Raw genomic sequence first — 15,502 nt, forward strand, 5'->3', positions numbered from 1 at the left:
CGAAGGCCCCGGTCACAGGGGCAGGCGGGCGACGACGGGTGTGATCCAGGACTCAGGGGGCCTGCGCCGGCTCCTGGGGGCACGGCCCGACCCAGTATCAGACCGGGCCCCGGCGCACGTCCTCACCGGTGAGACGGATATCGTCCGCGTGGATCAGTGGGCGCGCCGGGGGGCGTGGAGCAGAAGGAACCAGCCACGAGACGCGAATCAGACGGCGTGATCAGGCCGTGCACCAAAAAAATCAAGCCGAGCGTCAAATGGTGGGAACCTTCGGCCCGTTTCTGACTTCCTACCGTGTGCCGCGTTGTGGCCCGAGTATCCCTTTCCTCATCTTCCTCATTCGGTCACGGAACGCCGCTCACCACGCTCACTGACCACGCACAGGAGAACACGTATGCCCAGCCGCCGTCGCTTTCTGGCCGGGACCGCAGTCGCGCTCGGCGTCACAGGGGCGGCCACGGCCTGCGAGTCGGCCACGACCCCGGACACCGACGCGCTCCCGCAGGCCCCCGTAGTGCCCGCCGCCCAATCCCCGGCCAACGGGCTCAACTTCGTGGTGATCCTCGCGGACGACCTCGGATACGGCGAGCTCGGAGCGTACGGACAGAAGCTGATCCGCACGCCGCATCTGGACACCCTTGCGGCCGAGGGCCTGCGCTTCACGGACGCCTACGCGGCGGCCCCGGTCTGCGCCCCTTCGCGCTGCTCCCTGTTCACCGGACTGCACAGCGGCCATGCGACCGTGCGTGAGAATCCGTGGGGGCCCGGTGGTCAGGCCGCCCTCACCGACCGCGACTTCACCTTCGCCGAGGCCCTGCGCGCCCGCGGCTACCGCACCGCGCTGGTCGGCAAGTGGGGCTTCGGCCCCGAGGAGCCGAACCAGCCGAGCCATCCCAACGCCCGTGGTTTTGACGAGTTCTACGGCTACCTCACGCACCGGCACGCGCACGACTACTACCCGTCGTACCTGTGGCGGAACGCCGAGCGGGAGGAAATCCCGGAGAACGAAGACGGCGCCAGACGCGTCTACGCCCCCGATCTCCTCGAGGCCCGCGCCCTCGACTTCATGGACGCGCACAAGGAGGAGGCCTTTCTCCTCTGCCTCGCGCCCACCCTGCCGCACGCGCCGAGCAGCGCGCCTGACATGGGGGCGTACGGCGACAGCCCCTGGCCGCGGCCCGACAAGCTGCACGCCGCGCAGGTCAGCAACTTCGACGCGCTTGTCGGCAACGTCACCAAGCGGCTGGAGTCGCTTGGCATAGCGGACCGGACTGTGGTGATCGTCACGAGTGACAACGGGCCGCACGAGGAGGGCCGTACCGACCCTGGGCTCTTCGGCGCGAGCGGCGGGCTGCGCGGCATCAAGCGCAATCTGTACGAGGGCGGTATCCGCGTCCCGCTCATCGCCTGGTCCCCGAAGCGTGTTCCGTCCGGCGTCACGGACCGGCCGACACCGCTCACCGATCTGCTGCCGACGCTCGCCGAGCTCGCGGGCGCGCCCGCTCCGGCGGACGTCGACGGGCTGTCCATGGCCCCGCTCCTGCGTGGCGGCACGGACGCTGCCCGCCATGACCACCTGTACTTCTACCGCAACCACAGTGGCCGGACTCCGGGCTCCGACGCCATCGACCGGTGGCGGGGGCGGCGGCTTGCCGAGGCGCTGCGGCGTGGTGATGTGAAGGCGGTGCGGTTTGCGCCGGGGCAGGACCGAAAGGTGCCCGATGACCAGTGGGAGGTTGAGCTGTACGACCTCGCCAAGGATCCCGGTGAGCGGGATGACATCGCCGACAAGCGGCCTGCCGAGGCGGACGCGTTGGTGCGGTTGATGCGTTCGTCGTGGGCGGACCAGTACGAACGCAAGCCGTTCGGGGTTTCGCTCGATGTCGCTGCGCGGGGCGAGGCGTTCACCGTGACGGCCACCCTCGCGAACGGGTCCGCCAAGCCGTGGACTACGGCCGCGCTCGAGCTCCGGGTTCCGGGGGGCTGGAGCGTGCAGGCGCTCGGTTCGGTGAGCGCGGACTTCGTTGCCGCGGGTGGGCGGCTCACGGCGCGGTGGACGGTTACGCCCACCTCCGGGGGCGGGTGGGTGAGCTGTGTGGGTACGGCGCGGCATGCGGGGGCGCCTGTGCGGTACGCCGCGAGCGTCCACTCCAGCGCGTAGGCGCTCCGCTGGGTGCGTTTTCGGGTGCGGGTCCGTGGGTGGAGGGTTTTTCCCCAGCCCCGCCCCTTCCCGAAACTGGGGCTGCGCCCCAGGCCCCCGCAAGGGGGTGGGGGGACAGGTCGTGTCGCGGCTGCGGGTGCGTCGTGGCTTGTCGCGCAGTTCCCCGCGCCCCTGAAGGGGCGCTCCCGGAACCCCCACGCCACAACGAACCCGCACCCTCCCACCGGCGGGAGGGGACGTGGGCCGGTGCGTCGTATGCCCGTCGCGTAGGTTCTGTCTCGGCCCACCTGCGCCCTGTGTCAGCCGAAGGGTCGTATGCCCTGGGCGACGGGCTGACGCACCGGCCCACGGCCCCGCACCCACCACCCAGGGGCGCGGGGCTGTATCAATATGCGGCTCCGCCGCGTGGCCGCGACCAGCCACACACAACCCGCACCCGACAACGAACCCAACTGCTCAACCGCCGGAGGCACGTGGCTGCCAGCCCAGTGCCCGTGAGATGCCGCGGGCAGCGAGCCGTACCGCGGGGATCAACGCCGGTACCTGGGCGTCGCGTTCGGGTACCACGACGGAGGCGGCCGCGATGACGGAGCCGTTCGCGTTCTGGACCGGGGCGGCCACCGACAGGGCGTCCTCGGTGACCTGGCGGCTGCTTACCGCCACGCCTGAGCGGCGTACTTCGGCCAGTACGCGGCGGAGGGTGGACGGGTCCGTGATGGTGTGGGGGGTGAAGGCGACCAGCGGGCGTGCGCAGTACGTCTCCTGGGATGCCGCGTCGCTGTACGCGAGGAGTGCGAGGCCGACGCCGGTCGCGTGCAGTGGCCAGCGGGCGCCGACTCGGATGTGCACGCCGACTGCGGAGTGTCCGGAGATCCACTCGATGTAGACGACCTCGTCGCCGTCCCGCACTGCCATCTGCACGTTTTGGTGCGTGGCCTCGTACAGGTCCTCCAGGTACGGAAGCGCGATCTGCCGCAGGGCCAGGCCGCGGGGCGCCAGTGCCGCTACCTCCCACAGGCGCAGGCCCACGTGGTACGTCCCGGACGTGTCGCGTTCCAGAGCGCCCCACTCGCTCAGAGCGCCCACCAGGCGGTGTGCGGTGGTGAGGGTGAGGCCGGCCCGGCGGCTGATGTCCGTGAGGGAGAGCGCCGGGTGGTCGTGGTCGAAGGCGGCCAGTACGGCGAGGAGGCGGTCGGGCGCCGAACGTACGGTCATCGGGTCGTCCCAGCTCAAGTGGTCCTGGGCTCAGCCGAGTTCGGTCTCGGCGATCCGTTGCAGGAGCGTGTGCAGCGTGTCCCGGTCGGCGGGGTCGAGGGGCTGGAGCAGGGCGTTCGTCGCGCGTCGGCCCGCTTCGTGGGAGTCGCGCAGGAATGTGCGGCCGTTCTCGGTGAGGGCGACTATGCGGCTGCGGCGGTCGTCGGGTGAGGGGCGGCGCTCGGCGAAGCCGAGCTTTTCCAGGTCGTCGACCAGGCCGACGATCGCGCTCGGGTCGTATCCCAGCTGGGCGCTCAGCTCCCGCTGGAGCGCGCCCTCGCTGGTGGCCAGGTAGCGCAGCAGGGCGTAGTGGCGCAGTCGTAGGCCCGACTCCTGGAGGAACGCGTTGAACAGCTGCCCCGAGCGCAGACCGATCCGGTACAGGAGGTAGCCGGTGTCCGAGTGCAGCCCGCGCATCCATGGCTCCTGAGCGTCGATGGCGTCGGGGTTCATTGCGTGCGGCTGGCCGGCGATGGCGGGCTCCCTGGTCGAGGCCCCGGGCGGGGGCGGGTGTGCGTCGTGCTCACAGCATGGCGCACGGTTCGGCCGGCAACAACTATTGACGTCGACAATTATTGTCTTTAGCTTCGATCTCGTAGCCGCAGTTCTGACTCGTCTCGCAGCCGCATCCGCTTTCTCGAAGGGACCCTCCTCGTGTCCAGCATCGATCTCTCCGGCAAGGTCGCCGTCGTCACCGGCTCCGGCCGTGGCCTCGGTCTCGCCTACGCGCACGCTCTCGCCGCCGCAGGCGCCTCCGTGGTCGTCAACGACGTGGACGAGTCCGTCGCCGAGCAGGCCGTCAAGGCGATCACCGCAGCCGGTGGCACCGCGGTCGCCGAGGTGGTCCCGGTCGGGACGTCCGAGGCCGCGGACCGGCTCGTCGCCCGCGCCGTGGAGGAGTTCGGGCGCCTCGACATCCTGGTCACGAACGCGGGCATCCTCCGGGACCGGGTCCTGTGGAAGATGACCGACGAGGACTTCGACGCGGTGATCACCACCCACCTCAAGGGCACCTTCACCTGCGCCCGCGCCGCCGCCATCCGTATGCGCGAGCAGGGCGAGGGCGGCACCCTGATCCTGGTCGGCTCCCCGGCCGGACAGCGCGGCAACTTCGGCCAGACGAACTACTCCGCCGCGAAGGCCGGCATCGCCGCCATGGCCCGTACGTGGTCGATGGAGCTGGGCCGTGCGGGCATCACCGTCAACGCGATCGTTCCGGTGGCCGCCACCGCGATGACCGAGACCATCCCCGCCTTCGCCCCCTACATCGAGGCCATGAAGCAGGGCGAGCCGCTGCCGGACTTCCTGCGCAAGGGCGAGGGCTTCGGCACCCCGGAGGACTGCGCCGCGCTGATCCCGTTCCTCGCCTCCGAGGCCGCCCGCGAGGTGACCGGCCAGGCCATCGGTATCGGCGGCGACAAGGTGACCCTCTGGTCCCACCCTCAGGAAATCAAGGCGGCGTACGCTGACGGTGGCTGGGCCCCCGACACCCTCGCCGAGGCGTGGTCCACCTCGCTGGGCGCCGAGCCCGAGACCGTGGGCGTCCCCGCGCCGAAGTTCCCGGAGGCGTGAACCATGACGAACCTCAACGTCGAGGAACTCGTCGCGATCGACGTCCACACCCACGCCGAGGTCTCCTCCAAGGGCAAGTCGTCGCTGGATGACGATCTGCACGACGCGTCCTCCGCCTACTTCAAGGTCGAGGGCAAGCGGAAGCCCACCCTGGAGGAGACGGCCGCGTACTACCGCGAACGGAAGATGGCCGCCGTGATCTTCACGGTCGACGCCGAGTCCGCGACCGGCACCGAGCCCGTTCCGAACGAGGAGGTCGCGGAAGCGGCGGCAGCCAACTCGGACGTCCTGATCCCCTTCGCCTCCATCGACCCCTTCCGCGGCAAGGCGGGCGTGAAGCAGGCCCGCCGCCTGGTCGAGGAGTACGGGGTGAAGGGCTTCAAGTTCCACCCCAGCATCCAGGGCTTCTTCCCCAACGACCGGTCCGTTGCGTACGCCCTGTACGAGGTGATCGAGGAGACGGGGACGATCGCGCTGTTCCACACGGGGCAGACCGGCATCGGAGCCGGAGTCCCGGGCGGCGGGGGCATCCGCCTGAAGTACTCGAACCCCCTGCACGTGGACGACGTGGCCGCCGACTTCCCGCACCTGAAGATCATCCTGGCGCACCCGTCCTTCCCTTGGCAGGACGAGGCCCTCGCCGTGGCCACCCACAAGCCGGGCGTGCACATCGATCTGTCCGGCTGGTCGCCGAAGTACTTCCCGCCGCAGCTCGTGCAGTACGCGAACACGCTGCTCAAGGACAAGGTGCTGTTCGGCTCCGACTACCCGGTCCTCACGCCGGACCGCTGGTTCGCGGACTTCGAGAAGCTGCCCATCAAGGACGAGGTCAGGCCGAAGATCCTCAAGGAGAACGCCGCCCGACTGCTCGGACTGACGAAGGCGTAAGGGGGCCATCGATGCGCAATGAGGGACTGGGGTCGTGGCCCGCACGCCGGGCTCGTAAAACTCCCCGACGCACCGCCCTGATCCACCACGACACCGAGGTGACGTACGCCGAGCTGTATGAGCGGACCACCCGCCTCGCGCACGCCCTGCGCGCGGCGGGCATCCGACGCGGCGACCGGGTCGCCTATCTCGGGCCCAACCATCCCTCGTACCTGGAGACGCTGTTCGCGGCGGGCACGCTCGGCGCGGTCTTCGTGCCCCTCAACACCCGTCTCGCGGGGCCCGAGATCGGCTATCAGCTCGCGGACTCGGGCGCCAAGGCGCTCGTGTATGCGCCCTCGCTGGCTGGAATCGTGGCCGGAATGCCGGGCAGTACCGATGTGCGGTCGTACGTCGAAGTCGGCCCCGACTACGAGGCGTTGATCGCCGAGGCGTCCGCCGAGCCGATCGACCAACCCGTCAGCGCCGACGACACCTGCATCATCATGTACACCTCGGGGACGACGGGCCGCCCCAAGGGCGCGATGCTCACCCACGGCAACCTGACGTGGAACGCGGTCAACGTCCTCATCGACCACGACCTGATCGCCGAAGAACGCGCCCTGGTCTCCGCCCCGCTGTTCCACACGGCCGGCCTGAACATGCTCACCCTGCCGGTCCTCCTCAAGGGCGGCACCTGCGTCCTGGTCGAGGCCTTCGAGCCGGCCGCCACCTTCGACCTGATCGAACGGCACCGGATCACCTTCATGTTCGGTGTCCCGACGATGTTCGACCAGGTGGCGCGGCACGAGCGCTGGGCCGACGCCGACCTGTCGTCCCTGCGGATCCTGACCTGCGGCGGGTCTCCGGTCCCGACACCGCTGATCGCCAAGTACCAGGAGCGCGGGCTCACCTTCCTCCAGGGCTACGGCATGACCGAGGCCGCGCCCGGCACGCTCTTCCTGGACGCCGAGCACGCGGTCAGCAAGGCGGGTTCGGCGGGCGTTCCGCACTTCTTCAGCGACGTCCGCGTCGTACGGCCCGATATGGCGCCGGTCGAGGTCGGCGAGACCGGTGAAGTCGTCGTACGCGGGCCGCATGTCATGCCCGGCTACTGGGGGCTGCCGGACGAGACCGCCGCCACGTTCAGCGACGGGTGGTTCCGCAGCGGGGACGCCGCGAAGGTCGACGAGGACGGCTACGTCCATATCGTCGACCGCATCAAGGACATGATCATCTCCGGTGGCGAGAACATCTACCCCGCCGAGATCGAGGACCTGCTCCTGGGCCATCCGGACATCGTCGAGTGCGCGGTCATCGGCGTGCCCGACGACAAGTGGGGCGAGGTGCCGCGGGCCGTGGTCGTGCCCCGCGAGGACGTGGAGCTCGACCCCGACGAGGTCCTCGCCTCCCTGGCCGGACGCCTGGCCAAGTACAAGATCCCCAAGTCGGTGGTGCTCGCGGAGGAACTCCCGCGGACTGCCTCCGGCAAGCTGCTGAAGGCCCGGGTACGTAAGCGGTACGGCAGCCGCTGACGCCCCGTCAACCAACTCGTACTCAGTTGTAAGGAAGCTATATGAGCATCACCGTGAACGGCATCGACGAACTCAAGAAGCTCGCCGGGAGCGACCTCGGCACGAGTGAGTGGATCGAGGTCACCCAGGAGCGCATCAACACGTTCGCCGATGCCACCGGGGATCACCAGTGGATCCACGTCGATCCCGAGAAGGCGGCCGAGGGTCCGTTCGGCGCGCCCATCGCCCACGGCTACCTCACGCTTTCGCTCTTCATTCCGCTGTTCACCGAGTTGCTGGACGTCGAGGGCGTCTCGACGAAGGTCAACTACGGGCTGAACAAGGTGCGGTTTCCCTCGCCGGTAAAGGTCGGGTCGCGGATCCGGCTGGTCGGGAAGCTGGCCGACGTCGAGGATGTGCCGGGTGGCGTGCAGATCACGGTTGACGGGACGATTGAGATCGAGGGCGGGGCCAAGCCGGCGGCTGTGCTGCAGAGCCTTTCCCGCTTCTACGCCTGAGCGCCGTAGGGCTTGAGCCGGGTTGGGGAACTGCGGGCCGTTTGTGGCCGGTCGCGCAGTTCCCCGCGCCCCTGAAGGGGCGCTCGGCTCCCGTGTACTAAGCGGGGCACTCAGGCGCCCACCACGTCCACGAACACCGGGTTCGAGTAGAACCACGTGTCGATCCACGGATCGCCGTTGCCCGGCTCGTGCGGGATCGGGCCGTGCGGGTCAACTGCCGCCCCCAGATAGCCCGTTCCGTTGCGGTTGCCGTCGCTGCCCCTCAGGCGGACGTAGAAGGACTCGTCGCCCGCTGTCAGGGGAATGCGCAGGGTGTACGTTCCCTTGCGGCCCGATACGTCCTCTGTCTGCACGACCTTCGTGTCCGGCGCGCGCCACTCGTCGCGGTCGGCCGCCCGACCGCGCACCGCGCCGCGGATCACGTCGACATGGGCGAGGTCCGGCAGGATGTCGTGCGCATTGGGACGCGAGGTCGTGGTCACGGTCACGCTCAGGGTGAGCTTCTCCCCGGGGCGCACCCGCAGCCGGCCGCCCAGCGTGACGCCCGGGCCGCCGTCGATGGCTCGCTTCAGCCGTACGTCCAGGCCATCCAGCAGATGCCCGTGGTCGAGCCAGACCCGGCCCGCGCGCAGGCCTGCCATCACCGCGCGGTAGCCGTAGCGGGTGACGCCCACGTGGGTGCGGCTGAACTGGCCGGGCCAGAAGTCGCCGCCCGGCTGCGGCTCCGTCGTGTTCACCGGGTCGGGCAGCCGGCCGGTGCTGTCGAAGGTCTGGCCGGGCAGCCAGTCACCGTTCTTCCAGGTGTCGAACACCACCCGGTGCACATCGGAGTTGGTGCTGATCGTGAACAGCTTGCCCTCGGCGAGCATGGCGTCCCACAGGCCGCCGACGGTGGCCGTCATCCAGTCGAAGCCGCCGTAGGTGACGTATGCGTCTTCCGGATAGCCGGGCCAGGAGTTCGCCGACGGCTTGTTCTCGTACTCGCCGCGGATCGACGTCGGACCGCGCCAGCCGGGGATGCCGCCGCCCTGGGCGCCGGGTGCGCCCTCCACACCGATCATGATCTCGGGTGCCGCGTCCCGCCAGTTGCGCATCTCGTGCGGGGAGTCGATGCCCAGGCGCAGCGGGTGGTTGGCGAGGACGAGCACGTCGTCGACGTAGCCGCTGCGGCGCTGCTCGGCGAGCCACTTGATGGCAGCGACGGCGTGCGCCTCGTTGCGCGGCGTGTCGGGGTGGGTGGGACCGCCCGCCGCGTAACCGAGCAGCTTGCCGTCGTAGGCGAGCTCGAACTTCGTGAGGACGTCGACCTCGTGACGGCCCGGTGCCGCGAAGACCGTGCAGTGCTCGGCGCCCGGGATGTACCACTCCAGGCCCTGGAAGATCAGCTGACGAGGGTTCTCGGCGCGTGTCTTGAGGATCTCCTCGTGCTCCATCTGCGCCCCGTACTTCGCGTGCCCGAAGTTGGAGTGCTCGTTGAACACCATCCAGTCGACGCCGTACTCGGCAGCGGCCTTTGCGACCTGGCTGAACGTGTACTTGGCGTCGTGGCTGTAGACGGTGTGGAGGTGGTGGTCGCCGACGAGGTAGGCGAGCTGCGGGTCGTAGCCGCCGAGCTGGGGGGACCCCGCGGCCGCGGGAGTGGCGAGAGAACCGGCCGCGAAGGCGGCGCCGAACAGGCCGGCGCGGCGCATGAGCTGGCGTCTGGAGAGGCCCTGCGGATCGAGGGCGGCGGGGGAGACGGACGGATCTGCCCAGCTGGGCAGTTGTTGCTCGGACATGGGGTGATCTCTTCCTTGAGGGGATCGGACACGCGTCGAGCATGGGGGGTGGATGGGGTTTGAGGGGTGATGGGGTTTGAGGGGTTTCAGCGGTTCATGAACGCCGAGACCGGCAGTGCCCGTTCGACGATCCGGACGTCACCGAGCCGCCCGTACAGGATCTGGTCGATCTGGCCGCCGTACTCGTAGCCGCCGAGCAGCCACGGCAGTCCGAGCGAGGTGAGTCCTACGGATACCGCCGTGGGGTTGCGGGCGACGGGGCAGCCCTGGACGTACATCGTCGTGTGCGAGCCGTCGTTGACGACGGCGAGGTGCCACCAGATCTCCCGTGCGGTTTCGTCGCCCCAGTTCGTGGCGAAGCCCTGCTGGTTGAGCGGGCGCACCGCCCACTGCGGGCCGGGGCCGTCGGACAGCGACAGGGTGGCGAGCGGCTCGTCCGGGTCGCCCTCGGTCTTGCCGGCGGCCCCGCCCGTGCCGGTGCGGCTGATGAGCCCCGCCCACTTGTTGTGCGCGGCGTCCCAGTCCGCGGGCAGCTGGTAGAAGACCTCTATGGTGTAACCGCTGCCGAACTCGGCCGAGTTGAGCGGCGCGCCGTCGACCGTACGGAGATACGCACCCTGCAGCGGCGGCTTGTTGCCACGGAAGTCGAGGCTGCCGTGCCCCGGTTGGTCCGGATGGTGTGCCGAGGACCAGGTGAGCGATTTGGCGGGGGAGCCGGGCACGGTCACCACGGTGAGGTCGTTGCCGCGTCCGGACAGATCGCGGACTGTGCCGGTCACCACCGAGCCGTCCGTCCGCCCGTCGAATCGCCAGTACGCGACCGTCCCTGGGACCAGCATCTCGGAGGTGGGCCTGGCCGCCCGCGGAGTTATCGGGTCGAAGCCGGAGAAGCGCTTCTCGAAGTCGATGGCGACGGAGAACCGGTCCTCGGGACCGGTCAGTTCGATCTCCTCCCGTTCCAGTTCGTTGAGCCCGTCCGCTGCCCGGCCCAGGACCCACGGGGAGATCGTCTCGACGTCGATGGTGTCGCGGTCGAGGTCGAAGCGGTAGAGGCGGATCATCGCCGCGCCGCCGTAGTAGCGGTTCTGGTAGTTCGTCAGGTGCAGGTGGACGTCGTTCCCCGCCGCGTTCTCGCGGACGGCGCGGCCGGCCGGCCAGTTGTGTCCGTTGAGGGTGAGGAAGATCTGGTCGTGCTCCTCGATCAGCTGGTCCCACAGCTGCTGCCCGTAAGTGGAGAGCGTGTCGTCCTCGTAGACCAGTTCATGGGTGGTGAGGACGACCGGTGTCTTCGGGTGCCGCGCGATGACGTCCTTGGCCCATGCGTACCCCTGGGGCGACAGCCGCCAGTCCAGGGCGAGGACGAGCCACTGCCGGCCGCCCGCCTTGAAGAGGTGGAAGGTGTTGTAGCCGTCGGGCGAGGCACCGCCGAAGGTCGGCTTGCCCTTGAACCGCTGCGGGCCGAAGGCCTCCAGGTATGGGGTCGGGCCCCGCTGATCGTTGGTGGACGACCGGACGTCGTGGTTGCCCGCGAGCACGCTGTACCCCACGCCTTGCTGATCGAGCAGTTCGAACGCCTTGCTCGCCGCGGCGACTTCGGCCTGTGCGCCGTTCTCGGTGAGGTCTCCCAGGTGGGAGAGGAAGACGATGTTCTCGTCCTTCCCGTGCTCCAGGATGTAGCGCAGCGACGCCTCGATCGGGGCGGGGTTGAGGCTCGGTCCGTCGAAGAGGTACTGGGTGTCGGGCATCACGACGAGCGTGAAGCGGTGGCTGTCGGGGTCGGGCCGCCACTGCTCGGCCGGCGCGGAGGCCGCCTTGGCCACCTGTGGCAACGAGACGGCCGTGGCCGCCCCGATCAGGGCCGTGGCCCGCAGAAAGCTGCGTCTTCCGGCGCCCGCCTGCTCGGCCTCGTCCTGGTCGTTCTCATGCGAATTACACACGTCTGCTCCATGGGATGCCTCAACTAAGGTGCGGGGGGTGGCGGGGAATTGGAGTGCGATGGCGTGGGACGGTGTGGCGTCAGGGCACGCACAGGGTCCAGGTCCAGCGGTGGATGCCCGGCGCGATGAGGTACTGGGACGAGGTGTCGGGTCCGCACGATGCGGTGCCCAGGCCGCGGTGTGCGGCGTCCAGGTGCACGACGCAGCCGGGCCGGGGCACCAGCTCGTCGTGGTGTGCGGCGGCGGCCAGGTCCTCCGCGCGATGGCGAGTGGCCGAGACCTGGCTCGGCGCCCCGAGTTCCACGGTCAGTCCCGTGGCGTCCGGAGCCGACAAAGCGAACCGGCGTACGCCGTGCCGTCCGCCGCTCTCCTGCGGCCGCAGATACGGCGTGAGCAGCTCGTCCACGGCGAGCGAGTGGTGCCCGACGGGCGCGCCCGCGCTCCGGTCCGGATAGGACTCCCAGGGGCCCTGCCCGTACCACTCCAGGAGATCGAACCCGGCAATCGTCTCGAAGACCGTGCCGACGCGCGCCACATCGTCCAGCGTGTCCGGCAGCTCGGCGGTCTCCTCGATCCGCAGACCGCCCGCAACCGGCGTGATCAGCTGCTCGTGGCGTACGGTCCCGCCCCCGGTCGCGTACTCGGCGACCACGGTCACCCCGGCGCCCTCACGGCGTACGTCCACGACCTTGCGTACGAGCGCGTCCAGACCCCAGTCGCGCCAGCGGGCCGCCATGCCGCCGATCTCGTCGTTGTCCGTGGGGGCGCGCCACAGGCTCAGGACGGGTGGCGCGGCCAGTATCGGGTGGACCAGCAGCCCCTGCTCGTCCACCTCCGCCGGCGGACCGGCCACCGGTACCGGCGCCGCGGTGGTCCCTGTACCGAGCCGGACCTGTGGCAGACACACCTCCGTGCCGCGCGGCGCCCAGGCCTCGTCGCCCGCCGTGGTGACCCGCAGCGTCAGCCAGGCCTCGCCCTCGGGAGACTCGGGAAGCGGGAACGGTACGTGCACCGCGGCCGACTCACAGGGCAGTACGTCGGGCAGTTCGGCCGGCGTGCTCTCCGTGCCGCCGTCCGCGCGTACGAGATGCCACTCGGCGGTCAGCCACTCCAGAGTGCGGAAGTGCTGCCGGTTGTGGACCAGGAGTACTCCCTGGTCGTACGTCAGCCGGACCGGTGCCGCGATCTCCCGGTGCTCGTACATCGCCGGCTTGGGCGTGCGGTCCGGGAACACCACGCCGTCGGCGATGAACGCCGCGTCGTGGATCGTCTCGCCGAAGTCGCCGCCGTACGCCCAGCGATGGCCGGGCGCGGCGACACCGTTGTCGTACAGGCCGACGCCCGCGCGTCCGGCCGGTCTGCCGTCGTTCACACGCTGGAGGATGCCGTGGTCCCAGAACTCCCAGATGAAACCGCCCTGAAGACCCGGCGTTGACTCGATGGCGGCCCAGTGATCAGCGAGTGTGCCGTTGCTGTTGCCCATGGCGTGCGAGTACTCGCACTGGATGAGCGGCTTCGTCTGCTTGCCGGACAGCGCGTGTGCGACACAGTCCTCGATCGGGGCGTACATCGGGCAGACGATGTCGGAGGCGACGGTCTCGTCGGACCAGTCGAGCTTGGCCGCGCCCTCGTACTGAAGGGGACGGGTCGGGTCGTGCCGGCGCACCCAGCCGGCCGCCGCGTCGTGGTTCGCGCCGTAGTCCGACTCGTTGCCCAGCGACCAGATGATGACGGACGGGTGGTTCTTGTCGCGCAGCACCATGCGCGAGACCCGGTCCACGAAGGCGGTCAGATAGCGGGGGTCGTCGGCGATCTCATGGGCGTGGTCGTGGGATTCGATGTTCGCCTCGTCGACGACGTAGAAGCCGAGTTCGTCGGCGAGGTCGAGGAGGGCCGGGTCGTTCGGGTAATGCGCGGTACGGATCGCGTTGAAGCCGAAGCGCTTCATGACGACCAGGTCCGCGCGCATGTCGTCCGCCGTGACCGTGCGTCCGGTCAGCGGGTGGAAGTCGTGCCGGTTCACGCCGCGGATGAAGACGCGCTCGCCGTTGACCAGCAGGTCCCGGCCGCGGATCTCGACGTCCCGGAAGCCGACCCGATGGTGCGAGGTGTCGGCCACCGAGCCGTCGGCGCGGTGCAGCCGCACCGTCAGCTCGTACAGTTCGGGTGTCTCGGCGGTCCACGGGCGTACGTCCCGTACGGTCGTCCGCAGCCTGGCCTCGCCGAGGAAGTCGGACACTCGCATGTCCTCGGCGTTCAAGCGGTCGAACTCGGTGTCCTGGGCGAGGAGTTGATGACCCTCCAGCGCTCCCGTGACGTACCAGCCCTCCGGCAGCGCCCCCGACGCGTTCCGCACCTGGCAGTCCACCCGAAGCCGTCCGTCCCGCAGGGCCCGGACGGTCACATCCCCGAGATGCAGCGCATCCGTCGCGTACAGCAGCACCGACCGGGTGATCCCGGCGTGCCACCACTGGTCCTGGTCCTCGATGTGCGAGGCGTCCGACCACTTGATCACGGTGAGCCGCAGTGTGGCGGAACCCCCGGGGCGTACGACGTCGGACAGGTCGAACTCGGCTGCGAGATGGGAGTCCTTGGAGATGCCGACCGGATGGCCGTTCACATGGACGAGGAGGACGCTCTCGGCCGCGCCCACCTGGAGCACGATGCGCCGGCCCGCCCACTCGGCGGGGATGTCCACGGAACGCTCGTACACACCCGTCGGATTGGCGGTGGGCGATGTCGGCGGGAACTCGCCCCACGGCATACGGAAGTTGGTGTACTGCGGGAGGTCGCCGACGTCCTGCATGGTCCAGGCGCCGGGCACCTCGATCCGCGTCCACTCACCCGAGCTGGCGCCGGGAGCGGGCACCAGCTGGAAGTGCCATGAGCCGTCCAGGGACAGCGCGTCGTTCCTGCGGTCCACGGCGTTCATCGGCAGCCGGCCCCAGGAGGTCACCTCGGGTGACTCCCAGGGGCGCAGCGCGATCAGGGGATCGCGGCGCATCAGCGGATGGCTCCCTTGCCGAGGTCCGCGATGATCTGTTTGGCACCGATCGCGAAGACGATGAGCAGGGGGATCAGGGCCAGTACGGCACCGGTCATGACCATCCCGTAGTCCGTGGTGCCGTGGACGCCGTTGAGCTGGGAGAGGGCGACCTGGAGGGTCACGTTGTCCGGGTTGGTGAGGGCGATCAGCGGCCAGGCGTAGTCGTTCCACTGGCCCATGAACGTGAAGATGCCGAGGAAGGCGAGGCCCGGGCGGACGACCGGCAACGCCACATGCCAGTACTGGCGCATGAAACCGGCACCGTCGAGCCTCGAGGCGTCCATCAGCTCGTCATGGATCGCGCTCTTCATGTACTGGCGCATCCAGAAGATGCCGAACGCGTTGGCCGCCGCCGGGACGATCAGCGAGGTCATCGTGCCGATCCAGCCGAGGTTCGCCATGATCACGAACTGGGGGATGGCCTGGAGCTGGGCCGGGACCATGAAGATCGCCATCATCAGCGCGAACAGCACCCCACGTCCCGGGAACTGGAACTTGGCGAAGACGAACGCGGCCAGTGAGTCGAAGAACAGCACTAGGAACGTCACCGAGGCGGCGACGAGCAGCGAGTTGAACATCGACCCGAAGAAATCGATGCTGTCGAAGAGCTTGCTGATGTTGTCGTCGAACTGCGAGCCGGGCAGCAGCTTCGGCGGGTAGGAGAAGATGTCGGTCGACGTGTGCGTCGACATGATCACGGCCCAGTAGAACGGGAAGGCCGAGAGCAGTACGCCGACGATCAGGGACGCGTGGAGGGCGATGCCCCTGCGCCGGATGCCCTCGATGAGCTTGGGCTTGGTGGACTTGACGGGCTCGGCCTCGGCGGGCCTGGCTTCGGTGGTTGCCATGGTGACC

The 15,502-nt window shown here is 69.4% G+C and carries 11 protein-coding genes; 5 read left to right on the forward strand and 6 right to left on the reverse strand.

The window, feature by feature from the left end; translation table 11 throughout:
* Positions 1 to 394: 394 nt before the first annotated feature.
* Entirely contained in the window at positions 395 to 2,161 is a 1,767-nt protein-coding gene (locus ACGFNK_RS21215) for a sulfatase-like hydrolase/transferase (RefSeq protein ID WP_393418002.1), read from the forward strand.
* A gap of 456 nt (positions 2,162 to 2,617) precedes the next feature.
* Here the strand turns inward: ACGFNK_RS21215 and ACGFNK_RS21220 are convergent, their stop codons facing one another.
* Both ACGFNK_RS21220 and ACGFNK_RS21225 read right to left on the reverse strand, forming a co-directional pair.
* The gene (locus tag ACGFNK_RS21220; protein ID WP_393418004.1) at positions 2,618 to 3,376 is read right to left on the reverse strand and encodes an IclR family transcriptional regulator; all 759 of its coding nucleotides are present in this window, start codon (positions 3,374 to 3,376) and stop codon (positions 2,618 to 2,620) included.
* Positions 3,377 to 3,406: 30 nt separating this feature from the next.
* The gene (locus tag ACGFNK_RS21225; protein WP_393418006.1) at positions 3,407 to 3,832 is read right to left on the reverse strand and encodes a MarR family winged helix-turn-helix transcriptional regulator; all 426 of its coding nucleotides are present in this window, start codon (positions 3,830 to 3,832) and stop codon (positions 3,407 to 3,409) included.
* A 237-nt stretch (positions 3,833 to 4,069) separates the two neighbouring features.
* Between ACGFNK_RS21225 and ACGFNK_RS21230 the strand changes: the two genes are divergently transcribed.
* From ACGFNK_RS21230 to ACGFNK_RS21245, 4 genes are read left to right on the forward strand one after another with little or no spacing between them, the layout of a single operon-like run.
* The gene (locus tag ACGFNK_RS21230; protein WP_386341686.1) at positions 4,070 to 4,987 is read left to right on the forward strand and encodes an SDR family NAD(P)-dependent oxidoreductase; all 918 of its coding nucleotides are present in this window, start codon (positions 4,070 to 4,072) and stop codon (positions 4,985 to 4,987) included.
* A 3-nt stretch (positions 4,988 to 4,990) separates the two neighbouring features.
* A complete protein-coding gene (locus ACGFNK_RS21235) occupies positions 4,991 to 5,875 on the forward strand; it encodes an amidohydrolase family protein (RefSeq protein ID WP_393418008.1) in 885 nt (294 codons plus the stop codon).
* 11 nt (positions 5,876 to 5,886) lie between these two features.
* Positions 5,887 to 7,389, forward strand: a complete 1,503-nt coding sequence (menE, locus tag ACGFNK_RS21240) for an o-succinylbenzoate--CoA ligase (protein ID WP_393418010.1) — start codon at positions 5,887 to 5,889, stop codon at positions 7,387 to 7,389.
* Between the two features lie 41 nt (positions 7,390 to 7,430).
* Positions 7,431 to 7,886, forward strand: coding sequence for a MaoC family dehydratase (locus ACGFNK_RS21245; RefSeq protein ID WP_386341691.1), 456 nt, complete (start codon positions 7,431 to 7,433; stop codon positions 7,884 to 7,886).
* Between the two features lie 110 nt (positions 7,887 to 7,996).
* Here the strand turns inward: ACGFNK_RS21245 and ACGFNK_RS21250 are convergent, their stop codons facing one another.
* The 4 genes from ACGFNK_RS21250 to ACGFNK_RS21265 form a co-directional block, all read right to left on the reverse strand.
* Entirely contained in the window at positions 7,997 to 9,664 is a 1,668-nt protein-coding gene (locus ACGFNK_RS21250; protein ID WP_393418012.1) for a PHP domain-containing protein, read from the reverse strand.
* Between the two features lie 86 nt (positions 9,665 to 9,750).
* Positions 9,751 to 11,601 (reverse strand): LamG-like jellyroll fold domain-containing protein, encoded by a 1,851-nt coding sequence (locus tag ACGFNK_RS21255; RefSeq protein ID WP_393418014.1) that lies wholly within the window; start codon positions 11,599 to 11,601, stop codon positions 9,751 to 9,753.
* 79 nt (positions 11,602 to 11,680) lie between these two features.
* Entirely contained in the window at positions 11,681 to 14,605 is a 2,925-nt protein-coding gene (locus ACGFNK_RS21260; RefSeq protein ID WP_393418016.1) for a glycoside hydrolase family 2 TIM barrel-domain containing protein, read from the reverse strand.
* Positions 14,605 to 15,495 carry a carbohydrate ABC transporter permease gene (locus ACGFNK_RS21265; RefSeq protein ID WP_393418018.1) on the reverse strand — a complete coding sequence of 297 codons (891 nt, stop codon included), beginning with the start codon at positions 15,493 to 15,495 and terminating at the stop codon, positions 14,605 to 14,607. Before ACGFNK_RS21265 ends, ACGFNK_RS21260 begins: the two co-directional genes overlap by 1 nt.
* Positions 15,496 to 15,502: the final 7 nt, after the last annotated feature.

This window comes from Streptomyces sp. NPDC048825, from assembly GCF_043198355.1.
Taxonomy (GTDB): domain Bacteria; phylum Actinomycetota; class Actinomycetes; order Streptomycetales; family Streptomycetaceae; genus Streptomyces; species Streptomyces xiangluensis.